A 22888-nucleotide genomic window follows, 5' to 3' on the forward strand; every position below is an offset into this window, starting at 1 on the left:
TTAAGCAAAAATAGTATAAAATGCGTGCAGTTTTACAAAGGGTTACAGCGGCCAGTTGTACCGTTGATGGTGACATAACAGGGGCCATCGAAAGCGGATTTCTGGTATTGTTGGGTATCGAAGATGCAGATACTGTAGAAGATTTAGAGTGGTTGGCGCAGAAAATTATCGGTATGCGTGTGTTTAGTGATGAAAGCGGATTGATGAACAAGGCGCTTGCTGATGTGGGTGGAGATATCTTATTGATCAGCCAGTTTACGTTGTTTGCTTCTACTAAAAAAGGAAACCGTCCTGGCTTTACAAGGGCAGCACGACCAGATGTAGCGATTCCACTTTACGAGAAAATGATCGAAAAGCTATCGGATTTATTGGGCAAGAGAGTAAAAACAGGAATTTTTGGCGCTGATATGAAAATAGCTTTATTAAACGATGGACCGGTTACGATCATAATTGACACCAAAAATAAGGAATGATTAAAATTTAAATAGCCATCGTGTAACTAATCAAGCAACTGACTGTCAAAAATCATCATTGTTTATCGCGAAAAAACCTGGACTTAAGTAAATATGGGGGAACCAAATCCTAAAAGGCTAACAGAATACACTTGTCTTGTGTTTTTTCTGATTCTAAAGGTGTTGCTATCCTTCGTATTGGTTAATTCCGTTTATGAATTACACCGCGACGAATTCCTGCATTTAGATCAGGCCAATCACCTGGCAGCGGGTTTTACCTCGGTTCCGCCTTTAACTTCGCTGTTTTCATGGCTGATCAAAGCTTTTGGAAATGGTGTTTTTGTGGTAAAGCTGGTACCTGCAATAATTGGGGCCATAATCATCCTGTATTGCTGGAAAATCGTTGGTTTTTTAAAAGGGAACTTATTGGCCAAATGTTTGGTTGCCGTAGCCTGTATATGTTCTTCTTTGCTGAGGCTAAATACCCTTTATCAGCCCAACTCCTTCGATGTTTTAGCCTGGACAGCCATATTTTATTATTTGCTGAAATATTTTGATAAGAATAAAGCCAGGTATTTATATGCTTTTGCTATCGCTGTGGCTTTGGGCTTTTTGAATAAGTATAATGTTCTTTTCCTGATCATTGGTTTGTTGCCAGCCATCATTATTACTCCAAATCGAAAAATATTTATCGATAAGCATCTTTATCCAGCCATTTTACTTGCACTTTTAATTATCTCGCCAAATGTAATCTGGCAAATTACACATCACTTCCCTGTACTTACCCATATGAAACTCTTGCGTGCAACACAATTGGTGCATGTAAACCGGATTGATTTTTTCATCACGCAGTTTCTCTTTTTTATCAGTTCGATATTTGTTCTACTGGCTGGGATTGGTAGTTTGGTTTCTTATAAAGACTTCAGGAAACACAGCTGGATTATTCTTACTTATTTCATTACGCTAATTGTATTTAGCTATTTTAAAGCAAAAGATTATTATGCTTTGGGTTTATATCCGGTTTTACTGGCTTTTGGTGCGGTTTATTTAAGCAGGGTTTTAGCAAAGAAATATATATTAACGGGCTTGCTTTTTGCTTTTAATATTTGTTCATTTATTTACCTGTTGCCCCTCTTGATGCGGGTTTATAGTCCTGCGCAAATTATTGCCCATCATAAAAGGTTCGAGCGGGTAGGGGCTTTGCGTTGGGAAGACGGGGAAAATCATGCGCTGCCTCAGGATTATGCAGATATGCAGGGCTGGAAAGAACTGGCCGCATTGGTTGATGTTGCTTATGGAAAAGTTAAAGATAAGTCTACCCTATTAATACGTGCCGATAATTACGGGCAGGCTGGTGCGATTAACTATTACTCAAAATATAAAAATATCAATGCGGTCTCGTACAACGCCGATTATCTTTATTGGTTTAAAATGGATAAACCGATTAAAACGTTTATTATGATTACTGGTGCCAACGATGAAGATCCCGACCGTAAGAGAGAGCAGCACTATTTTGAGCAGATTACCAAAATCGGGGAAATAAAAACGCCCTATGCGAGAGAAAGAGGGGCTGGAGTATTTTTACTCGAACAAGCAAAACCCGAAGTAACCGCTATCATAAAAGCAGAAATAGAAAAAGAAAAAAATGACTATTAATGAAGCACAGGAAACGGTAGACCATTGGATTAACACCACGGGTATCCGTTATTTTAACGAACTAACCAATACCGCCATTTTAATGGAAGAGGTAGGGGAGGTGGCCCGGATTATGGCCCGTAAATATGGCGAGCAGTCGTTCAAAAAAAGCGATGAAGCCATAAACCTGGCTGATGAAATGGCCGATGTAATGTTTGTTTTAATCTGTTTGGCCAATCAAACCGGTATAAATTTAACGGAAGCTTTAGAAAAGAACCTGGAGAAAAAAAGCATCCGTGATGCCGACAGGCATAAGAATAATGAGAAGCTTAAATAAGTCGGAAGTCCTCAGTCAGGAGTCCGAAGCCTAAGCTACGAATTCCATTAAACTTCTATACGCAACGAAACGGTTTTTGTATTTTTCGTTTAACTCCGCCTGCAAAGCTGGTGCAAAGGTTTCCTGGTATTTATTATAATGGTCTAATGTTTCTACAACATATTGCGAACAGTAAGTTACCCCTTCATTAGGCGAATCAACAACCTTTAATAAACGGTTAGAAACAAACATACCCGTTGCCATAACCTGTGGAATATGAACATCCTGCATCCATTGTAACCATTCTTCGGCTACTGCATCTTCAAGGATGAGCGTAACATTATATAAAAACATGGTGCAAAGGTAACTAATATAAAAACGTTAAAAAATTAACGATGCAGATTTTATTCTTTAAATGATTTAGATACTAACCAATTAACCATACGGTAGCTTACGGTTTCCAAGCTGCAGTTACCAATGAACTAATGACCAATAAACCAATGACTAATAACCAATGAACTAACGAAATGAACCATTGACTCACTAAACCCCATCTCCCCGTAAGTTCCTAAACCTTTTTCTGGCCTCAGCGCTGAACATACTGCCGGGATAATCGGTAATCAGTTTTTGGAAGTACACTTTTGCTTGTGTGATATCATTCAGTTTCTTTTCGTATAAATCACCTAAGGTAAATAAGGCATCATCTGTCCAGATCCCGTCTTTATATTCTTCCGTTACTTTTTTAAGGATATCAGCAGCTTTTTGAAAATCGTTTGCTTTAATAAAAATCCTTGCTTTACTCATCATAATGGCATCTGATAAGCTGTTTTGCGGATAGTCAATGGCAATGCTGTCCATTTTTTTTATTGCTTTTTCGGGGAGGTTTCTAAATAAAAGCATTTCTGCGTCCGCATACATTTTCAGGGCATTGCTATCGGCTGGTGTCTGGATGTTATCACTGATCAATAAACTTAAATTTAATGCATCATTGGCAATCAGTTGCGAGGTAGCAGCTTTTAAAACCAAACATTGGCTATTGCTGTATTCGAAATTGCCCTGATAAAAAGAAAGTTTAGCACTCCTGAAGCGGGCTTCATTTCCTATGGGTTGTCCTTCAAACCTTTTGCTTACTTGCTCGTACACTAAAAACGCTTCCCAGGGTTGGTTCGTTAAAATATAAATGTCGCCCAAATCAAGTTTTAACTGGCCTAAGTCCTGGTCGTTTATGCCTGGCATTTTTATTGCATTTTCCAATTCTTTTTCTGCATTAGCCGGTTTATTTAAATAGTAAGCCTGCAGGTTGGCCAGTTTTTTTATTGCAAAAAGGGTATTCCTGTTTTTACCGTTTTCTTCAAGCAAGGTTTCATAATCTTTTGCGAGCAGATCGAGGTCTGCTGGTGAATATTTTCCGCTGGTACGTAGGTTGTACCTGGTGTTCAGCATCTCTATTTTTGAAGGAAGATAATACTGGTTATCTTTTCCTTTGGTGAGCAGGTAATCGTAAGCTTTAATCGCTGTTTCGTAGGCGCCATTGTCAATAAAGGTATAAATGGCATTAAACAAAGTACCGCCATCTGCTTTAGTCCGTTTATCATATGCAATAAGCTGGCGCAGGGCCATTTCAAATTCCTGTTGCTGAATGTAATTCCAGGTGAGCAACTGAATGTAAACTTCGGCATCAGGTGCTTTTTGCACTTTTTTTAAAATGGCCGCCTGAAAGGTTTGATAATCGTTTTTATCTTCAAAAATAGAAGCGAGTACAGTTTCTGCCTGCGGTAATAACTGGGGCATTGTTGCAAGTGCATCCAGGTACTCCTGCATGAGCATGGCCTTATCTTTTTTAAAACGGTAGATGTTTAACAATTCAAAGACAAACATCTGATCGTCTCCAAATAGTTTTCTGCCCTGTTTAAAGGTTTGTACTGCGTAATCGTAGTTTTCGAACCGGTAAAAGTTATTGGCAAGATTCCTGATCCTGAATTCTTCTTTTGGCAGTTTCGAAATGACCTCATTAAAGATTTTATTGGCAGCCTGCACATCGCCTTTCTCCTGATAAAGTTTGCCCAATGCGATTGGGTAAACGTCGCTTTTTGGATCTTTTTTGATTTCTTTCTTAACCGTTTTCTCCGCTACATCATAGCGTTTTAATTTTAGCAGGGTATTAAAGTAAATATCAAAATAAACTTCGTTATTCGGAGTAGAATAAAATTTTTCCAGTAACACAACGGCCTTGTCATATGCGCCATCCTGATAATACTGAACAGCCAGACTGCTTTCATCAGGTGCAATCTGCTGATTGGGGCGGAAGATTTGTGCATTAGCTCCAAACGACAGCAATACGAATATGATGAAAAAAAAACGGTTCATAAACCCTAAATTATAAGTTTTAAATGTAATATTTTAATACATCTTAAGCCAAACCGGCACTTGAAATTAAACGTATTTTAAATGTTACCTGTATTTTATTTTGTAGATATTTTATAAATACTAAATTGAACCACTACTTATTATTGATCGCATGAGTAACATTGTTGGTGTATATCGCTGTTAAAATTGTTGCGATCCTTATTTTTGTTATCCCGTAAAGGATTTATTTATGCTTAAAAAAATTTTCCTACTGTTAATGGTTGCATCGGTTTGGGCTTGTAAAGGCGCAAAACATGATACTATTCCTGTAGATGAATTTTTTAAAACGCAAGACAAAGCCTATTATCGCATTTCTCCAGATGGAAAAAGTCTTTCTTATTTAAAGCTTCATGATAAAAAACTGGACCTTTTTGCTGAAGATATTGCCACGGGTAATATTGTTCAGTTGACCCATTTGAACGGAAAGAACATCAGTTTTCATTTCTGGACCAGCAATAATGAACTGATTTATTATACCGAAGATGGATCTAAAGAGCGTAGATCCGATATTTTTGTGATCAATAAAGATGGGAGTAAGCAGGTGCAGTTGAGTGCCAATGAGAAAAACAGGTTGAGGGTAATTGAAGATCAATTGATTGATGATAAATATATTATTGTAGCTTCAAATAAGCGAGATTCGACGGTTTTCGACGTGTACCGATTAAACGTTCGGGATGGAAAAATGGAGATTGCTGCGAAAAACCCGGGCAATATTACCAGATGGATGACGGATAGTAAAGGTGTACTTAAAATTGCTGTTGCCAGTGATGGGGTGAACGAGACCTTAATGTACCGCGAAAATGAAAATGAATCTTTTGCGCCTGTAATTACCAATAATTTTGAAACTACTTTTCAGCCCATTGCATTTTCTGAAGACCAGCCTAATGTACTTTATGCCATTTCGAGTATTAACCGCGACAAAAACGCACTGGTAGCGGTTGATTTAAAAAAAGGGAAAGAAAAAGAGGTTCTTTTTGCAAATGATACTTTAAACGTGGTGGATGCAACCTACTCCCGTTTCAGAAAAAAAATGCTTTTTGCAACCTGCGAAACCTGGAAAAGAGAAAAATTTTACCTTGATGACAGTGTAAAGGTAGCTTACTCCAGGATTGATAAACTTTTGCCTGGTACTGAATGGGTCATTATGGACAGGGATAAGACAGACCGGGTGTTTGTGATCCGTACTTTTACCGATAAAAATCCAGGTTCTTATTATTTGTATACCGCAATTGATCAAAAGCTTAAAAAGCTTACTGATGTAAGTCCTTCCATTAAACCGGAAGATATGAATGCCATGAAACCGATCAGTTTCAAAAGCCGCGATGGCCTAACCATTAATGGTTATTTAACTTTGCCAAAAAATAAGAAAGCAGCTGGCTTACCCGTGGTTGTCCTGCCACATAATGGTCCTAAAGCAAGAAATAGTTGGGGCTACAATGCAGAGGTACAATTTTTGGCCAACCGGGGCTATGCTGTTCTGCAAGTAAATTACCGGGGTTCTACCGGTTATGGAAAATCATTTTATGCTGCGGGTTTTAAGCAATGGAGCGATAAGATACAGAATGATGTTAACGATGGCGTAAAATGGCTGATTAAGGAGAAAATTGCCAATCCTAAAAAAATTGCCATTTACGGTAATGGTTTTGGAGGATACATTGCTTTAAATTGTTTATATAAAAATCCCGATCTTTACAAATGTGGCGGATCAAATTCAGGTGTAATTAACCTGTTTAGCTATCTGAAAACCTTTCCGCCATTTTTAAAGGCCAAATTGCAGATGTATTATGAAATTTTAGGTAATCCGATAACCGATACGGATTATATGCGATTTGCTTCGCCTGTTTTTCATGCAGACCGGTTTAAATCGCCTGTTTTTATCGCCCAAAATCCCAAAGATCCAAGCGTTAACGTAGCAGAAGGTGTACAGTTTATCAAAGAACTTAAAAAAAGGAATGTTCAGGTTACTTATATTGAAAAAGAGGAAGGTCCAGATCCTTTGGTACGTCAGCAGAGCAGGACAGCTTTGTACAAAGCCTTGGAAGAGTTTTTAAAAGAAAACTTAGGTAAAAGATAGGTATGGCCTTAGAAAAGCAAAGCAACTACCGTAAAAACTTTACCTTAGGTGTAACCTTTATTACACTCATTTCTATACTTTTTATCCTTTCGCTTTTCCTCGCGTTTAATTATAGCAAAAAAACGATAGAGAATGATTTTGTTTCAGAGAAAGTAAATGTCCTGGAACAAAGTATTAAGCCATACAATGATTTTTTTCAGAATAAAATGCCTGAGGTTTCTTATTATAATGGCTATCTGGACTCTTCTACTGCAGCGAAGTTTGTAGATACTGTGATGTTAAAATATCCCTTCATCTCTAAGGTTACTTTTTACGATACAGAAGTGAAGAATGTACCGGTTAAAGATGGGATTAATGCAAATCACTTGGGTATCGGTCCAAAATCTATTTTCCAGTTCGGGAAAGGAATAAAGCCTGATTCGGTAAAGTTGTATTCAGAGGATGATACAAAATCTTTTACCGTAGGCAGTGATTTTAATGCTATTGCCATTAAACTTGCCACTTTTGTTGAGGATCTCGATACCGCATCGGTGCCCACACAAGAAGAGCTGTTTACCAACTTTTCTATTGTGAATTCCAACGAAAATAAAATCACTTACTTAAATATTCCCCGCCGTGAAGATTTAAGGATATATAAAGATATGATCAGGCGGAAGTTAAGCCCGGCGCCTGTATATCAACAGGATATAATGGTTTTTAATCTCGATGCACATAAAATCAAGATTATCAATACCAGGCCGTTGCTGTACCAAACCATCAGGATTGAACCACTGACTTATGATCCGATTGATACTTCAGACGAAAATATCAATACCGAAATTGCCCTTCCTGGTGCATTTTCTGATTTTAAATTATACCTCATTTCATCAAAATCTTATATCAAGAAAGAAATTTTTATTTATTTCATGCCAATCGCACTGGTGTTATTGCTGGTATACGGTGTGCTTTTACTTGTTGCATTTTTGATTTACCGTAACCTGAATATCAACAGTAAAATGTTTAAGTTGCAGTACGATTTTGTAAATAACTTGACGCATGAGTTTAAAACCCCTGTTAGTGTAATTAAAATTGCAGGGAACAATATTAAAAGCGCGCCGGCATTAAGTCAGAAGGAGCAGCAGCTTTATGGCAAGATACTGGATGAAGAAGCCGATAAACTGAATGGTTTGATGAACAAATTACTGGCCTTTACACAAATTGAAAATAAAGCCATTAAACTAAACCAGGAAGAGGTTAATATTGTTGATTTTATAGAAAGTACAATTGAATCGCATACCTTAAAACATCCTGAATTTAAAATTACTTATGAGGTATCGGGATTTAAAACTTTTATTACCGATCCGGTACTATTGGGTAGTTTGTTCGATAATCTGGCAGAGAACGCTTACAAGTATTCAAAACCAGAGCAGAAAAAACTGCACATTAGTGCAAAGCTGATAAAAGGGGTACTGGTTTTCCGTTTTGCTGATAAAGGTATTGGCATCCCGGCGTCTGAATTAAACAATATATTTAAGAAGTTTTTCAGGATCCAGAATGAATATAACCAAATGGGCAGTGTAGGCCTGGGTTTGGCATTCTGCAAAGAACTGGTTAACTTTATGGATGGAGAAATTTCCGTAAAAAGTAAAGTAGGGAGTGGTACAGAATTTAAAATCGTGCTGCCTTATAATAGTTAATTTAATAGTTGAAATGTTAAACGTTGAAAGGTTGGAATGTTGAACTTCACCTTAAACATTAAAACTTTTCAACCTTACAACCGCTTTAAAACACACATAAATGTCTAAAGAAGTAAAAATATTAATTGTAGAAGATGATGAGAATCTTCGTTTTCTGGTTGCTCACCGGTTAAAGGCCGAAGGTTATACCGTGTTGGAAGCCAATGATGGTGAAGCGGGTGAAAGGATGATTTTGGCCGATCAGCCTGATATTGTGTTATTAGACTGGATGATGCCAGGTAAGCAGGGTGCTGAGGTTTGCGAGAATGTACGTAAACAGGGTTTCGAAAACCTGGTGATTATGATGACGGCAAAGGCGCAGGACGTAGATAAAATAGATGCCTATAATTTTGGTGCATCTGATTATATCACCAAACCGTTTAATATGGATGTACTGGTGGCTATGTTGGAGAGCAAGGTGAAATTTATCGTTAATAAAGATTCGGCCGAGATTCATCGTTTTGGTAATATGGAGCACCATCCAAATATTCATACCCTATTCAGAGACGGAAGGAAAATCGAGTTGACGATATTGGAAAACCGTATTCTCCTTTATTTCTTGCGTAACCCTGGTAAAGTGATTAATCGTGATGAACTGATGCTGGTGGTGTGGGGTTACAATTCTGACGTGAACACCAGAACGCTTGATATGCATATTGTACGCCTACGTAAAAAGATAGAATTGAATCCTGATAACCCGCAGTTGCTGCAGACGGTTAGGGGCGTAGGTTATCGCTTTAATGCAGGATAAAGATTATTTGCGCCGTCAGATGTTGCCATCTGATGGTTTAAGTTATCCAAATAGGTGTCAGATGGTAACATCAGACACCACTAAGCCTTCTTCAAAGTAAAGATATTTATGCCGTCAGATGTTGCCATCTGGCGGTTTTAAGTTATTCAAATAGGTGACAGATGTTAACGTCAGATAACACTAAGCCCTTTTCAAAGTAAATATTGTAATCTCCGGTAAAATACCAACCCTGCCCGGATAACCTAAAAAGCCGTATCCCACGTTAACATACAGCTGTTGTTTTTGCTCCTGGTATAAGCCTGCCCACTCTTTATAAATGTATTGCACCGGGCTCCATTGCATTTCCTTTAAACGAACGCCAAATTGCATGCCGTGCGTATGGCCGCTAAACATGGCATCGATTTGCGGATATTTCTGTAAAACTTCTCCACGCCAATGCGATGGGTCGTGACTAAGTAGAAGTTTAACCGGCAAATCATCTGTATTTTGAACTGCCAGTTCCATTTTTCCATATTTAGGAAAACGGCCCATTCCCCAGTTTTCAATGCCTAAAATCCCGATTTCTTCCCCATCTACCTTTAATCTCCGGTTTTCATTCATCAAAAGATCGTAGCCCATTATTTTATGCACGTCAACCATATCTTTCAGGTTTTTAACTTTGGCCGGAGATGATTCCTTACCAAAATAATAATCACCATAATCGTGATTGCCCAACGAAGAATACACGCCTAGCGGCGCTTTTACTTTCGAAAATATATCCTGATAATCCCTTACTTCGTTAGTGAGGTTATTCACCAAATCGCCTGTGAAAAAGATAAAATCGGGTTTCTCACCCAACAACATTTCTACACCGCCTTTCACAGCGGTTTTGTTATAAAAACTGCCAGAGTGAATATCAGAAATCTGTCCCAAGGTAATGCCATCAAAAGCTTTGGGAAGGTTAGGAAGGATCAAATTGACACGCCTCACCTGGTAATCATAAGCGCCTGAAATAATACCCCAACTCAATGATGTTAGCGGAACTGCAGCCGCTACCAGTCCCGCTTTTACCAGAAATTCTGATCGTGAAATATGGTCACGAGTAGTAGATTGTTCGTTTTGTGGTATGGTTGAAGCTTCGGCTGTTTTATTTTTTCTGAAAATTTTAATGAACAACCTGCGTAAATCATCTAACACTAAAAAAGGCAACATCGCCATTTTACAGGCTACGGTCAAAAAGAAAGCCACTAAAATAATAGCCCTTAGGGTTAGGAAAAGATTGAGGTAAATCCCACAAAAAACACCGATGATCAGTAAGGTGCTATAGGTCCAATAAGCAATGGTAAATACCTTTTTAGTATTCGGTTTCCATTTTTTAAATACGGCGATGATGGCTTTAAAGCAGTAAATATCAAATGCAATAATGAAAATGCAGGCGGCAATAATGAAAGGTAATCTTCCCATATGATCGGGTTATTCGATTTAAGTATAAATAAATTGATTTAATCCGCCTAAATTAAGTATTTGAAGTAAATATATCATTCAATATTCGTTGAGGATGATCTAAAAAGGCTTTGTAGACCCTGTAAACCTCCGATTCTTCATATTTAACCCTCACTATTTTATTTTCGGTCATTTCATATATCCAGGCTTTCGGGTAGGATAATAAAATCGGCGAGTGTGTGGCGATGATCAGTTGCGAGTTATCGTTAACCAAATTATTGATTTTAGATAACATTGCGATTTGTTTTGTTGCAGAAAGCGCAGATTCGGGCTCATCAAGGATATAAACGCCATAGCTGCCAAAACGATTCATAAAAAGCGACCAAAACGACTCTCCATGCGATTGCTCATGTAAAGATATGCCGCCATAAGAATTTATAATTTTTGGTCCGCGAGGTTCCTCATCCAGTTTATCAATCTCGCTCGCAACATTGTAGAAACTTTCTCCCCTTAAAAAATAGCCGTCTTTAATTTGTTTAAATCCTTTTGTTATCATGAGGTGGTTATGCAAAGCAGAATGTGTTTCAGTACTTTTAAAGTTAAAATTTTTGCCACCACCCTCCGCATTAAAGCCAAGATAAACGGCTATAGCTTCGATAAGGGTTGACTTTCCAACTCCATTTTCACCGGTTAAGAAAGTAACATTAGGGTGGAAGTCTAGTTTTTCAAAAGATTTTAAACAAGGTATATTAAACGGATATCCATTAGGAAGGTTCTCTTGTTTTAACCTAAGCGATAAAAGATATCCGTTAAATTCCATTTTCTTATCTGAAGTCGTCTTCATCTTCTTCTTCATCAAATTCGGCATTAAATAAACTGCCAAACATATCAGAGAAGCCGAAGCCGCCATTTAAAAAGTTTTTGCTCAGTTGTGAATATTCAGCTAAACCATGTAACACGAATTCCATTAAAAGTAAAGTTTGGTTCTCACTTAGCTTAGGATGAAACTTTTTTACCAGATCGTACAAACCTGGTACAAGCATCAGCGCCTTTTTGTATTGTACATTCGTTAAAGCATCGGTAACATCAATATGATTACCATCAGTAAACCATTCGGTAACTTCGGTATATGGATTAGCCGTTTTTGTTTTCTTTGCTTTTTCGGGGTCGGGGAAATACCGTGCAAATAAGGTTTTGACAGCTTTGCCGATTAATGTTGTGGCTACATGTGCGGGCCCTTCTAATTCACCTTCATAAACCAATTCTATCTTACCGGTTATGGCCGGGATAACTCCTGCAAAGTCAGATAAACGTACAAATGTGTTTTTATCGCCGGAAATCAGCATTCTTCTTTCAGCGGTGCTGATTAAATTTTCATAAGCGGAGATGGTCAACCTGGCCGATACACCCGATTTTTGGTCGATATATTCACTTTTACGGGCTTCAAAAGCAATTTGCTCTATCAGGTCTTTCACCAATCCGTCGGCTTCTATGCTGGTCCGCTGATCAGCCGTTAATTTTGCTTCCTGGAAAGTAATCTTGCGTGAAATTTCGACCGTTTTTGGATAATGAGTTAAAATCTGGCTCTCAATCCTATCCTTTAACGGTGTAACAATACTTCCGCGGTTGGTATAATCTTCCGGATTTGCTGTAAAAACAAACTGTATATCCAATGGCAAACGCAATTTAAAGCCACGGATCTGGATATCTTTTTCCTGCAGCATGTTGAACAATGCCACTTGGATACGTGCCTGTAAATCGGGTAGTTCGTTAATCACAAATATACTGCGGTGTGCACGCGGAATCAATCCAAAGTGGATTACGCGCTCATCGTTATAAGTCAACTTCAACGTCGCCGCCTTAATGGGGTCAACATCACCGATCAAATCTGCAACAGTTACGTCGGGTGTGGCCAGTTTTTCGGTATATCTTTCACTTCGGTGCAACCAGGCAATTTCGGTATCATCACCCTTGGTGGCAATTTCATTTTTTGCATACCAGGAAATTGGATTTAATGGGTCATCGAAAATCTCGCTTCCTGCTACGTAGGGTACGTATTCATCCAACAAGTTTACCATTAAACGTGCAATACGTGTTTTTGCCTGTCCGCGTAAACCTAAAAGTAAAATGTTATGACGCGATAAAATAGCCGTTTGCAGCTCAGGAATTACTGTTTCATCATAGCCGATAATGCCTTCAAACTCCGCTTTTTTGTCGCGTAAAACTTTGATCAGATTTTCCCTGAGTTCTTCTTTTACTGATCGTGATGTATATCCTGTAGTTTTTAACTGGCCTAATGTTGTGTTTTGCATCTTTTTAATTGGGTTTAAGGCATAGGGTTTATGGTATAAGGTTTGCAAGTACGCAAGCCTGTTACATATATCTATCTTCCTTTTTAATGTTTTATGGTTGATTTGGGCAGGAACTGGCGATGGGTTTTACCTTAAGCCTTATGCCTTTTACCTTCAACCTTACTTAACTGTTTTTCTTCTGTTTTTAATGTAATCTTCAAAAATGTATTCGCCCAAACCATTTAGAGAACTATAAAAAGCCCTGCCGCCATTAATTTCGGTAAACTGCCGAACAAACTGTTGCAGGTAAGGATCTTTGGCAATCATAAATGTTGTAATCGGGATCTTCAGCCGCTTACATTGGGCTGCCATATTTAAGGTTTTGTTGATGACCTTCCTATCCAAGCCCATGCTGTTTTTATAGTATCTGCCATTTTCTTTCAGGCAGGTTGGTTTTCCGTCGGTAATCATGAAAATCTGTTTATTATGGGTTTTCCTCCGGCGGAGTAAATCTGCAGCCAATTCTAATCCTGCATACGTATTGGTGTGGTAAGGTCCAACCTGTAGATAAGGCAAGTCTTTAACACTGATGGGCCAGGCATCATTTCCGAAAACCACGATATCTAAGGTATCTTTCGGGTATTTCGTTTTAATCAGCTCGGCTAAAGCCATGGCAACTTTTTTTGCAGGTGTTATCCGGTCTTCACCATATAAAATCATGGAGTGCGAAATATCGATCATCAATACCGTAGAAGTTAAGGTTTTGAAATCCTTTTCCTCTACTTCCAGATCACGGTCAGTTAAAGTGAAATCGCCAATACCATGGTTAATCTGTGCATTTTGTATCGAAGCGGTCATGTCGATCTGATCCAGGCTGTCACCAAAATTATATTCCCGTCTGTCGGCATTTTTTTCCTCACCAATTCCAGATTGATTACTGTTGTGGTTACCGCGACCAGATTTTTTGAGCTTGCCGAAAATCTCGTCTAAGGCCGATTTTCGGATGGCCTGTTCTGTTTTAGCAGTAATTTTAAATGCTCCGGATTGATTGTCTTCCGTCAGGTAACCTTTATCTTTCAGGTCGTCGATAAAATTACCGATACCGTAATCGTTATTGGTTAGTTTGTATTGTTTGTCGAGTTCGTTCAGCCAGCTTAACGCCTCTGCTGCATCTCCTGCAGTATAATTCAGCAGTTCGCTAAATAATTTCAGCAACTCATCGAACCCGCCCTTAGGCACATCGCCCGGCTTATAATCAGAAAAACGAAAACCTCTCATGTGTTTGTATTAACGATTTATCGAAGATAAAAGTTTCGCTTTGTTTTAATTTAAGCGCGGTGTCATATTTAGATGCAAGCGGAGAGTTAAAAGCTGAGATGCCAAAGCATAATCAAATTAAAAATTCCAACAGTTAATGTAAACTGCAAACAGTAAATTGCAAACTCATTTGGGCGTTTCACCAAGCTGCGCAAGGATCGGGCTCAGGGCTACGCTACGCTTCGGTACCGGTAAAGAACCGGCACTGAACCCTTACAATCCCTAACGCAAACACCATCGGTACAAATAGAAAGGTGAACTGAAATCTGAAAACTGTCAACCGGAAGCAGAATGTTTATTCGAGCGACATATGATAAATTTTCTTATTATACTCAGGATTTGCCCCGGGCTGTGAAGCTACAAAAGCACCAACCTTACAGGCATTGTCCAAAGTGGTTTCCATCGGATAACCTTGCAGATAACAGGCAATAAAGGTGGCTAAAAAAGCGTCACCGGCGCCAACCGTATCAGCTACCTGCACTTTATAACCTGCATGTTTGAATAATTTGCCTTCCTTTAATACACAAGCACCCTTATCGCCAAGTGTAAGGCAAATGATTCCGATATCAAACTTAGTTGAAAGCTGTTTTAATAATTGTTCGTCAGTATTGCCTGTTAAACCAAACGATTCTTGTACCCAAACCAGCTCGTCTTCATTTATTTTCAGGATATCTGCTTTTGCCAAAAGCGCTCCGATTAATTCTTTCGAATAAAATGGCGCTCGGAGGTTGATATCGAATATTTTGGTCTTGGCATTTTCTAAAAGTGCCAGGATGGCTTCTCTTGATTTTTCTTCCCTGCAGGTTAAGCTGCAATATACTAATGCATCAGCCTGTTTTACAGCTTTAGTGTTATCATCAGTAACTTTGATATCATCCCATGCTACAGGCTTTTTTATGGTGTAAGTAGCCTGATGGTTTTCATCTAGTTGCACCACAACCGTACTGGTGGGTAACTCGTTGTGAATTTGGATCAGATCAGTTTCAAAGTGGTTACCGGTTAGAAAACTAAGAAGTGCTCTGCCATTTTCGTCATTGCCCACAGCGCTGATAAATTGGCTCTCCATACCTTGCTTGTGCAAATTGAGCGCAACATTCATGCTCGAGCCGCCAGCTTTTTTCCCTTCTGGGAAAACATCCCAGAGTATTTCGCCAATTGTAATTACTTTATTTTGCATAGTAGATTTATAGAGCTGTAAATAAAGAATTTTTACCCATGGAACAAAATAATTTGTTTCATATCTTTAATTTTTACGTTAACTTCAATAATCATGAAAAAAATACTTTTAATTGCACTAATTTTTACCTCTCTTGGCGCTTTTGCTCAAAATTCGAAAGATAAGCAGGCCATCCTTAATCTTCTTGAAAGGCAGCGTACCGATTGGAACAAAGGCGATGTCGAAGCTTTTATGCAAGGTTATGAAAAATCGGATAGTTTGCTTTTTGTCGGTAAAAGCGGACCGACTTACGGCTGGCAAAAAACATTGGATAATTATAAAAAGGGTTATCCTGATAAATCTGCCATGGGGTTTTTAGTGTTTGGCATCAAAAAGGTCGATTTTTTAAGGCCTGATCTGGCCTTTGTACTCGGCAGCTGGAATGTAAAACGTGAAAAGGATGAACTTAAGGGATATTTTACCTTATTGATTAAAAAAATTAAGGGCGAATGGAAAGTGGTTGTGGATCATAGTAGCTAAGTATGGAAGAAGTAAGCTGCATGAGTGAGGCCAAGTTGCATGGTTAACGAAGCTTCCCCCAGTTCGTCATTTCGAGCGGAGTGCAACGAAGTCGAGAACCCGAAGGCTCAGCGAAGCTAAATCTGTCTATATAGATCTCTCCATTCCACTGCGTTTCAGTCGAGATGACGCCGTTTTTTACTACGGTCTCTAGAGGTTGTGGACGATGATTGATTTACTCTCCCAACTTAAAATCTTTGTAATAATAGTCTTTATCTGCATCTGTTAGCTGGCGGATTATCCTGCACGGGTTTCCGGCAGCAAAAACGTTATCCGGAATATCTCTGGTAACAATACTTCCAGATCCGATTACCACATTAGACCCGATTTTAACGCCCGGATTAATGACTACATTTCCGCCAATCCAAACACTATTGCCAATGGTAATTTCTTGTGCCCACTCATATTCCTGATCGCGTAAATGAGCATGGATTGGATGCCCGGCAGTATATATGGCTACATTTGGTGCAATAAAAACGTTATTGCCAATACTTACTTTGGCACAATCTAAAATAACGAGGTTAAAATTGGCGTAAAAATTATCTCCGATTTCAATGTTATAACCATAATCGCATCTGAAGGGTGGTTCTACATAAAACATCCTTTCGGTTTTGCCGAATAGCCTTTTTAGTAATTCCTTGCGCTGTTTAACGAATTTGGGAGCCAGGTGATTAAACTCATAAACCAGTTCCCTGGCTTTTAACCTTTCTTTTGCCAGTTCTGTATCACCCGCCTGATAAGCTTGGCCACTCAGCATTTTTTGTTTTTCGGTAAGTTTATTGCTGTTCATTGCTAATCTGATTTTACTCCGCTAAAGTATTTTCGCAATAATAATAAAAAACGGGACTATAGTTTACCGATGTCCCGTTGTATTTTAATTTTTTTAATTTTACGGCTTGCCTTTCGCCAAAGCTTTCTCGGCTATTTTAACTGCTCTTTTCTCTCTCCAATTGGCATATTTTTCTTTGAAAGTCATTTTAATCAGACTGTCAATGGCACCATGTGTAAATAAACTCCAAACACTGGCAATTTTACGTGTAATTGATTGATCCCAGGCCCTTAAGCTTAAAGAAAATGAACCATCTACATATTTCATCCAGTGCCACATTCCTGTTGGCATAAATAAGGTATCGCCGTGTTCTAAAAACACTTCATAACCTTCAACACCATTTAGTGCCGGGAATTTCTTAAAATCCGGGTTGGCCACATCGTAATCTTCCAAAGCATAAGTTGCATTTGGCAGGCAATACAACCTGTCTTTCCATTTATAATCGAATAAGATGATGTGCTTTCTGCCGCCAAAGTGTGTGTGGAAAATATGCGGTAAATCGATATCGTAATGCAAAAAGGTTACCGAGTTAGAACCGCCAAAAAACATTGCAGGCATGCTTTCTATAAAGCCACCCATTAAATCTTTGGGGATTTTAACATCATTAATTAAACTGGGTACTTTTTTAAACAAATTAAAAAAGAATATGCGCAGCTCAGTTGGTTCCCGTTTGATCAGGTCAAGGTAATCGCCAAATTTCATGTGTGCGGTTGCCGCATTAATCGGCTTTGACGGATCTGCCTTAGAGTTATCATAAAGCGGCACCTCGAGTTCTCCACCAATTTCCTTTAAATATTCAGTCGTCCATTTTTCTCTGGCAGGCCAATCTTTTGTTAGGCCTCTGATTACTAACGGACGTTTAGTTTTCAGATAATTTTTCTTAAAATCTTCGGGAGTGATGCTCTCAACGATATCAACAGGTTTTAAAATGAAACTCATGCTTTTAAAAATCGGTTATTTGTGCCGAACAACAAATGTGTAAATTTTATTTTATAAAATTGTTGTTAACAGCTAAATGTGACTAAAATCACGTAATCTAAAATTAGTAAATACTTAACAATTTAATAATTAAGCCTCCACTTTATTTTTGATTATTTCGGCATAGGCAGCGTCCCACAGTTCGATCCTTTTTTGTAGCGCCATTTTTGCAGTTTCTTCGGCTTCTTTCCAAAATGATTCATCTTTTTCACAAAGCTTCTCCGTCATACTGAGCGCTAAGTGGCTGTGGTGATCACCATCTACTTCTATATGGCGCTCCAGGTAATATTTGAAGATCGAAACCTGTTCAGGCTTGGTACTATTCAAGTCATTTACCAAGCTAAAAAACATGTTCGGTATTAAATCCTCACGGCCAAAAGTGAAACTTGCTGCCTGTAAATGGGTTTTTCCACTATTAATGGTTTCGAAAGTTGCATTCACAAAATCCCTTGCACTTGCTGGTGCCCCGGCGATTTCAAAAGCCTCATCGAAGCTTTTCCCGTTTTTCAGTTCTGCCAAAAAGATCTGGATAGGTTTAGTATTTGCATTACATTGTTCCATGGCATCCAGATAGAGTTCAAAGTGGCTTTTTATGTTTCCATCAGCATCCACATCTGATTCTTCTCCCGCAACAATTTCATTGATCAGTTGCCGGGTAACCGGATCGCCTACCGGGAACCAGGGTAAGATTGTACAGGTTAAATTTATCTGTAAGGCTTTAAGCAGCGACATGAAATCCCAAACTGCAAAAATATGGTGTTCCATAAAAATGCGGAGATCGTCCACCTCATTAATTGCCGAGTATACTTTATGGTTGATAATCTCTTGCCTGAGCGGCTCGATTTCTTTTTGGATTTTTAGAATATTGGAATGCATATGTTGGATAGGTGAATGACTGAATTATTTAAAACTTTAAGATAAATTGGTTCAGTCATTATTATTTCGGTAAATTTTTCTCAAGCGCTCTGCCCGCTCTTTTAACTGCAAGATTTTCTTTCCATTGCATGTACTTCTCGCGGTAGTTTGCTTTCATAAAGTCGTCAAATTTACGCTGTAAAGTTAAGTTATACAAGCTTTTTGCTTTCACCATCCAGCTTTTGTCCCATGCCCTTAAGCTGATCGAAAATGATCCGTCCAGGTATTTCATCCAGTGCCAGTAACCCGTAGGCATAAATAAAGTATCGCCATGCTCTAAAAATGCTTCAATACCCTGAACACCTTTTAATGCGGGAAATTTATCAAAATCGGGATTCTCAACATCATAATCTTCCAAGGCATAAGTGGCATATGGAATTTGATACAAACGTTCTTTCCATTTATAATCAAATAAGATTACATGCTTCCTCCCGTTAAAGTGCGTGTGGAAAATGTGTGCCAAATCAATGTCGTAGTGCAAAAAGGTTACTGAACCTTTACCACCGAAGAACATATTAGGGTAACTATCTAAAAAACCACCCATTAAATCTTTTGGTGCAATGTAATCTTCCAGCAGCTCAGGTGCAAACTTTATCGGATCAAATAAAAAGATGCGGAGGTCAGTCGGAGTTTCCTTAATCAGGTCTATGTAATCTCCAAATTTCATTTCGGCAGCAGATGCATTGATCGGTTTGGAAGGATCAGCTTTGGAACTGTCGTAGAGAGGAACAGTTTTATCCCCAACTACTTCTTTCATGTATTCCATCGTCCATTTTTGGTAAGCTGGCCATTTTTTGGCCATGTTTTTTATTACCAAAGGTTTGCGTGGTTTAAGATAGTTCAGTTCGAAATCTGATTTGGAAATATCTTCAACTACATCGATAGGAGATAAAAGGAATTTCATGTTAAGAAACTATTAATGGGACAAAATTAAATAGTTAAGAACACTTAGCATGACAAATACAAAAACTTGAAAAAAAACTGACAATTCATCAAAAAAAGTCAAATGGTATAAGGTTGTGTTAAATCATTAATTATAGTTATGTCTGGTGCGTAGATATAAACTGTGTAAAAACAAAAACGTTCCGACTTTCGACAGAACGTTTTTGCTAATAATAAGGATGTATTTTAATATTATTTAGGCATTAATACGGTGTCGACTACGTGGATCACACCATTTTTTTGATAAACGTCTGCAATCGTAACTGTACTCATTCCGCCTTTTTCATCTTTTAGCACCAGTTTTTTGCCTTCCATCCAGGCCCAAAGTTTACCACCTTCTACGGTTGTTAATTCTGCTTTGCCACCACCAGCTTTTATTGCTTTTGCAATTGTTTTGCTGTCCATTTTGCCTGCAACAACATGGTAAGTTAAAATTTTGGTAAGGGTTGCTTTGTTTTCTGGTTTAACCAGGTTATCTACGGTTCCGGCAGGAAGTTTATCGAAGGCAGCATTTGTTGGTGCAAAAACTGTAAAAGGACCAGCACCTTTTAATGTTTCTACCAAACCTGCCGCTTTAACTGCTGCCACCAATGTAGTGTGGTCTTTTGAATTTACCGCGTTATCAACAATATCCTTGGTTGCATACATGGCTGCACCGCCAACCATTGGATTTTTTTGAGCGTAAACCTGACTAGTGAATGCCATGGTAACGATGGCAAATGCGGATAAGATTAAATTTTTCATTATTTCTAATTTTAAGTTTCTGTTATTTGATTCCATTTACGACAGCTTACAGATACTTGGTTTTTAGAAATTGAAAATTATCTAATAAGTTTTTGATTATAAGTGTTTTAAAATTTTGTTTTTAAATTTTGAAAAGATATTTTTGACGATTTATATGAAAGTATTTCAACGTTTTCGTTAATCCGATTAAAAAACGGCGTCGCCTGAATTAGGTATATTTATGGAAAGATCGGTACTTACAAAACTTGCGATCTGTGCGCTTCTCAAATCGCTGATCAACCTTAAGGCCCGACGCCAAATGCTTATCAATTCACCTTGGCAGTTCTCACTTTTTTTGAAAAAATCTTTGGAAAAAACCGTTTCAATAGTACTGCGCTTGTTTCTTTTCCGCCGATATAAACCTCTTCTTTTTTGCTGCTGGCAGCTTGCACAATTTGTTTAGCGCATTCGGCAGGTGTCATGGCATTTTCATGCGCATCACCCATTATATTAAGTGGGTTGCCATCTCCTGTAAGCGCATTGTAGGTTACATTGGTTTTGATAAAACCTGGACAGATAATCGTGATATCAATATTTTTATCGTAAACCTCCGATCGGAGTGAATCGAAATAGCCATGAAGCGCATGTTTGGAGGCCGCATAAGTAGAGCGGAACTTCGTACCGAATTTTCCAACAAGACTGCTAATTACTACGATCTGGCCACCACCTTTGGCGATCATTGAGGGTAAAACCGCTTTACTAAGCCCTACCGTACCCCAAAAATTGGTATCCATAATTTGCTGTTCAGTATGAAAATTGGTTGCCAGGGCCAGGCTTCGCTGGCTTACACCTCCGCAATTGATCAATAAATCAATCTTGCCAAAAATACGGATGGCATCAGCTGCTTTATTTTCGAGTGAAGCTGTTTCGCTTAAATCGAATGGCAAAACGTGGACATTAAAGGAATTTTGGCAGTTTCCTTTAACGCGGAATAATTCATCGCGGTTTCTTCCTGAAATAATCAGTTTATCTCCTGCTTTAAAATACTCATATACCAGGGCTTCTCCGATACCAGATGATGCGCCTGTGATCCATATAATTTTTGACATATTTTTGCTAATTATTGAATGATTGGGTTTTGAATGCGTGAATGTCGTTTTGATCGCTACTCAGTTATTCTTTAATCCAATCGTTATCAATTTACTCATTCATCTCCTAATATAAATAATTCCGAAGCAATATGATCGGCAAACAATTTTCCGTTCTGACTTAAATAAATATGATCACTATCAATCACGAGCCAGTCTTTATCCTCAAAATTTTTAAGGTTATATTTTGTCTCTTCTAAAAAATCCTTTCCGAAAACGCTATTTATTTTTTGTAAATCAGTTCCCCACATTGTCCTCAGCGAAGTCATGATATATTCATTAAATCTATCATGCAAACTTAATTCTTCAACCATTTCAGGAAGTTTATTCTGGTTTAAAGCTTCCAGGTACAAGGCATTATTCGGAGGGTTTATATACCGGTTTTGGCCGTTAAAACCATGTGCAGATGGACCAACGCCAATATAATCTATACCTTTCCAATAATTGGTATTATGCACGGCATAATGGCCTGGTTTGGCCAAATTCGAAATTTCGTAGTGTTCAAATCCGGCATTTAGCAGTTTATCCATCAAAATTACAAACTGCGCGGCGCTTTGATTATCGTTTACGGGCGTTTGTTTTTTGTTTTTTATGGCATGGGCCAACGCCGTTCTGGGCTCAACAGTGAGTGCGTAGGCAGAAATATGCGGAACTTCAAGTTCAATGGCCTTTTCGATATTGCTCAGCCATTTTTGATCTGTAAGCAAAGGGTAACCATAAATTAAATCGAGGGTTAAGTTTTCAAAACCAGCATCCTGACTTCTTCTGATGCAATCCTCAGCTTCCTGAGCTTGGTGCGCCCTGTTCATCCAGATCAGATCCTCATCATAAAACGACTGGACTCCAACACTAAAGCGGTTAACCGGCAATTGTTTCAGCTCCTTTAATTTTCGGGCCGTTAAATCATCGGGATTGGTTTCGATGGTAATTTCAGCATTTGCATCCACCGAAAAAGTATGGTTAATCGTATCAAAAATTTTTTGCAACGCATTTTCAGATAGGATAGAAGGTGTACCGCCGCCTAAATAGATACTCCCAACCTGTCCGGGAATACGGTCTTTTTTCATTTTTATTTCCTTACAAATGGCTTCTACCATTTCATCGGCATGTTTTAAGGAAGTGCTGAAATGAAAATCGCAATAGTGGCAGGCCTTTTTACAGAAAGGAATATGAATATAGATACCAGACATTGCTGCAAAGATAGCGAAGTTAATTTTTCTTTATTGTCATAATATACAA

The 22888-nt window shown here is 38.4% G+C and carries 21 protein-coding genes; 7 read left to right on the top strand and 14 right to left on the bottom strand.

The window, feature by feature from the left end; genetic code table 11:
* Positions 1-20 precede the first annotated feature (20 nt).
* The 3 genes from dtd to ACIQXP_RS22220 all read left to right on the top strand — a co-directional run bounded on the left by dtd (position 21) and on the right by ACIQXP_RS22220 (position 2424).
* Positions 21-473: a D-aminoacyl-tRNA deacylase gene (gene dtd, locus ACIQXP_RS22210; RefSeq protein ID WP_293745227.1), complete on the top strand. Its 453-nt coding sequence runs from the start codon at positions 21-23 to the stop codon at positions 471-473.
* Positions 474-566: 93 nt separating this feature from the next.
* A complete protein-coding gene (locus tag ACIQXP_RS22215; protein ID WP_387507845.1) occupies positions 567-2108 on the top strand; it encodes a glycosyltransferase family 39 protein in 1542 nt (513 codons plus the stop codon).
* Positions 2098-2424: a nucleotide pyrophosphohydrolase gene (locus tag ACIQXP_RS22220; protein ID WP_293745225.1), complete on the top strand. Its 327-nt coding sequence runs from the start codon at positions 2098-2100 to the stop codon at positions 2422-2424. Before ACIQXP_RS22215 ends, ACIQXP_RS22220 begins: the two co-directional genes overlap by 11 nt.
* A gap of 30 nt (positions 2425-2454) precedes the next feature.
* On the opposite strand, the gene ACIQXP_RS22225 is transcribed toward ACIQXP_RS22220, so the two are convergent.
* Both ACIQXP_RS22225 and ACIQXP_RS22230 read right to left on the bottom strand, forming a co-directional pair.
* Entirely contained in the window at positions 2455-2757 is a 303-nt protein-coding gene (locus ACIQXP_RS22225; RefSeq protein WP_145859181.1) for a DUF4286 family protein, read from the bottom strand.
* 189 nt (positions 2758-2946) lie between these two features.
* The gene (locus ACIQXP_RS22230; RefSeq protein WP_387507841.1) at positions 2947-4770 is read right to left on the bottom strand and encodes a tetratricopeptide repeat protein; all 1824 of its coding nucleotides are present in this window, start codon (positions 4768-4770) and stop codon (positions 2947-2949) included.
* Positions 4771-4999: 229 nt separating this feature from the next.
* Between ACIQXP_RS22230 and ACIQXP_RS22235 the strand changes: the two genes are divergently transcribed.
* The 3 genes from ACIQXP_RS22235 (at position 5000) to ACIQXP_RS22245 (ending at position 9349) form a co-directional block, all read left to right on the top strand.
* The gene (locus ACIQXP_RS22235) at positions 5000-6883 is read left to right on the top strand and encodes a S9 family peptidase (protein WP_387507838.1); all 1884 of its coding nucleotides are present in this window, start codon (positions 5000-5002) and stop codon (positions 6881-6883) included.
* 2 nt (positions 6884-6885) lie between these two features.
* Complete coding sequence (locus ACIQXP_RS22240) at positions 6886-8559, top strand: sensor histidine kinase (RefSeq protein ID WP_293745221.1); 1674 nt, start codon at positions 6886-6888, stop codon at positions 8557-8559.
* A 100-nt stretch (positions 8560-8659) separates the two neighbouring features.
* Positions 8660-9349 carry a response regulator transcription factor gene (locus ACIQXP_RS22245; protein ID WP_090983192.1) on the top strand — a complete coding sequence of 230 codons (690 nt, stop codon included), beginning with the start codon at positions 8660-8662 and terminating at the stop codon, positions 9347-9349.
* 180 nt (positions 9350-9529) lie between these two features.
* On the opposite strand, the gene ACIQXP_RS22250 is transcribed toward ACIQXP_RS22245, so the two are convergent.
* From ACIQXP_RS22250 to ACIQXP_RS22270, 5 genes are all read right to left on the bottom strand, one after another.
* Complete coding sequence (locus tag ACIQXP_RS22250) at positions 9530-10792, bottom strand: metallophosphoesterase (protein WP_387507834.1); 1263 nt, start codon at positions 10790-10792, stop codon at positions 9530-9532.
* A 52-nt stretch (positions 10793-10844) separates the two neighbouring features.
* Positions 10845-11627: an AAA family ATPase gene (locus ACIQXP_RS22255; protein ID WP_293745219.1), complete on the bottom strand. Its 783-nt coding sequence runs from the start codon at positions 11625-11627 to the stop codon at positions 10845-10847.
* Positions 11596-13083, bottom strand: a complete 1488-nt coding sequence (locus tag ACIQXP_RS22260) for a P-loop NTPase family protein (RefSeq protein WP_293745218.1) — start codon at positions 13081-13083, stop codon at positions 11596-11598. Before ACIQXP_RS22260 ends, ACIQXP_RS22255 begins: the two co-directional genes overlap by 32 nt.
* 159 nt (positions 13084-13242) lie before the next feature.
* Complete coding sequence (locus ACIQXP_RS22265) at positions 13243-14340, bottom strand: vWA domain-containing protein (protein WP_293745217.1); 1098 nt, start codon at positions 14338-14340, stop codon at positions 13243-13245.
* 334 nt (positions 14341-14674) lie between these two features.
* Positions 14675-15556: a carbohydrate kinase family protein gene (locus tag ACIQXP_RS22270; protein ID WP_387507829.1), complete on the bottom strand. Its 882-nt coding sequence runs from the start codon at positions 15554-15556 to the stop codon at positions 14675-14677.
* Between the two features lie 93 nt (positions 15557-15649).
* On the opposite strand from ACIQXP_RS22270, the gene ACIQXP_RS22275 reads away from it, so the two are divergent.
* Positions 15650-16075, top strand: a complete 426-nt coding sequence (locus ACIQXP_RS22275; RefSeq protein ID WP_293745215.1) for a YybH family protein — start codon at positions 15650-15652, stop codon at positions 16073-16075.
* Between the two features lie 214 nt (positions 16076-16289).
* Here ACIQXP_RS22275 and ACIQXP_RS22280 read toward each other — a convergent pair whose 3' ends face one another.
* The 7 genes from ACIQXP_RS22280 to hemW form a co-directional block, all read right to left on the bottom strand.
* A complete protein-coding gene (locus ACIQXP_RS22280; protein WP_387507826.1) occupies positions 16290-16904 on the bottom strand; it encodes a sugar O-acetyltransferase in 615 nt (204 codons plus the stop codon).
* A gap of 99 nt (positions 16905-17003) precedes the next feature.
* Entirely contained in the window at positions 17004-17882 is an 879-nt protein-coding gene (locus ACIQXP_RS22285) for a cupin-like domain-containing protein (protein WP_387507823.1), read from the bottom strand.
* A gap of 129 nt (positions 17883-18011) precedes the next feature.
* The gene (locus tag ACIQXP_RS22290) at positions 18012-18797 is read right to left on the bottom strand and encodes a DUF3050 domain-containing protein (protein ID WP_293745213.1); all 786 of its coding nucleotides are present in this window, start codon (positions 18795-18797) and stop codon (positions 18012-18014) included.
* A 61-nt stretch (positions 18798-18858) separates the two neighbouring features.
* A complete protein-coding gene (locus ACIQXP_RS22295) occupies positions 18859-19740 on the bottom strand; it encodes a cupin-like domain-containing protein (RefSeq protein WP_293745212.1) in 882 nt (293 codons plus the stop codon).
* A 230-nt stretch (positions 19741-19970) separates the two neighbouring features.
* The gene (locus tag ACIQXP_RS22300; RefSeq protein WP_387507821.1) at positions 19971-20522 is read right to left on the bottom strand and encodes a fasciclin domain-containing protein; all 552 of its coding nucleotides are present in this window, start codon (positions 20520-20522) and stop codon (positions 19971-19973) included.
* Between the two features lie 305 nt (positions 20523-20827).
* The gene (locus ACIQXP_RS22305; RefSeq protein ID WP_387507819.1) at positions 20828-21610 is read right to left on the bottom strand and encodes an SDR family oxidoreductase; all 783 of its coding nucleotides are present in this window, start codon (positions 21608-21610) and stop codon (positions 20828-20830) included.
* 95 nt (positions 21611-21705) lie between these two features.
* Positions 21706-22839 carry a radical SAM family heme chaperone HemW gene (gene hemW, locus ACIQXP_RS22310; protein WP_387507817.1) on the bottom strand — a complete coding sequence of 378 codons (1134 nt, stop codon included), beginning with the start codon at positions 22837-22839 and terminating at the stop codon, positions 21706-21708.
* Positions 22840-22888: the final 49 nt, after the last annotated feature.

The organism is Pedobacter suwonensis (assembly GCF_044762335.1).
GTDB lineage: Bacteria > Bacteroidota > Bacteroidia > Sphingobacteriales > Sphingobacteriaceae > Pedobacter.

Bases quoted from the DNA above. Each gene is read 5' to 3' on its own strand.
- dtd (WP_293745227.1), top strand. From the start codon at position 21: ATGCGTGCAGTTTTACAAAGGGTTACAGCGGCCAGTTGTACCGTTGAT.
- ACIQXP_RS22215 (WP_387507845.1), top strand. From the start codon at position 567: ATGGGGGAACCAAATCCTAAAAGGCTAACAGAATACACTTGTCTTGTG.
- ACIQXP_RS22220 (WP_293745225.1), top strand. From the start codon at position 2,098: ATGACTATTAATGAAGCACAGGAAACGGTAGACCATTGGATTAACACC.
- ACIQXP_RS22225 (WP_145859181.1), bottom strand. From the start codon at position 2,757: ATGTTTTTATATAATGTTACGCTCATCCTTGAAGATGCAGTAGCCGAA.
- ACIQXP_RS22230 (WP_387507841.1), bottom strand. From the start codon at position 4,770: ATGAACCGTTTTTTTTTCATCATATTCGTATTGCTGTCGTTTGGAGCT.
- ACIQXP_RS22235 (WP_387507838.1), top strand. From the start codon at position 5,000: ATGCTTAAAAAAATTTTCCTACTGTTAATGGTTGCATCGGTTTGGGCT.
- ACIQXP_RS22240 (WP_293745221.1), top strand. From the start codon at position 6,886: ATGGCCTTAGAAAAGCAAAGCAACTACCGTAAAAACTTTACCTTAGGT.
- ACIQXP_RS22245 (WP_090983192.1), top strand. From the start codon at position 8,660: ATGTCTAAAGAAGTAAAAATATTAATTGTAGAAGATGATGAGAATCTT.
- ACIQXP_RS22250 (WP_387507834.1), bottom strand. From the start codon at position 10,792: ATGGGAAGATTACCTTTCATTATTGCCGCCTGCATTTTCATTATTGCA.
- ACIQXP_RS22255 (WP_293745219.1), bottom strand. From the start codon at position 11,627: ATGAAGAAGAAGATGAAGACGACTTCAGATAAGAAAATGGAATTTAAC.
- ACIQXP_RS22260 (WP_293745218.1), bottom strand. From the start codon at position 13,083: ATGCAAAACACAACATTAGGCCAGTTAAAAACTACAGGATATACATCA.
- ACIQXP_RS22265 (WP_293745217.1), bottom strand. From the start codon at position 14,340: ATGAGAGGTTTTCGTTTTTCTGATTATAAGCCGGGCGATGTGCCTAAG.
- ACIQXP_RS22270 (WP_387507829.1), bottom strand. From the start codon at position 15,556: ATGCAAAATAAAGTAATTACAATTGGCGAAATACTCTGGGATGTTTTC.
- ACIQXP_RS22275 (WP_293745215.1), top strand. From the start codon at position 15,650: ATGAAAAAAATACTTTTAATTGCACTAATTTTTACCTCTCTTGGCGCT.
- ACIQXP_RS22280 (WP_387507826.1), bottom strand. From the start codon at position 16,904: ATGAACAGCAATAAACTTACCGAAAAACAAAAAATGCTGAGTGGCCAA.
- ACIQXP_RS22285 (WP_387507823.1), bottom strand. From the start codon at position 17,882: ATGAGTTTCATTTTAAAACCTGTTGATATCGTTGAGAGCATCACTCCC.
- ACIQXP_RS22290 (WP_293745213.1), bottom strand. From the start codon at position 18,797: ATGCATTCCAATATTCTAAAAATCCAAAAAGAAATCGAGCCGCTCAGG.
- ACIQXP_RS22295 (WP_293745212.1), bottom strand. From the start codon at position 19,740: ATGAAATTCCTTTTATCTCCTATCGATGTAGTTGAAGATATTTCCAAA.
- ACIQXP_RS22300 (WP_387507821.1), bottom strand. From the start codon at position 20,522: ATGAAAAATTTAATCTTATCCGCATTTGCCATCGTTACCATGGCATTC.
- ACIQXP_RS22305 (WP_387507819.1), bottom strand. From the start codon at position 21,610: ATGTCAAAAATTATATGGATCACAGGCGCATCATCTGGTATCGGAGAA.
- hemW (WP_387507817.1), bottom strand. From the start codon at position 22,839: ATGTCTGGTATCTATATTCATATTCCTTTCTGTAAAAAGGCCTGCCAC.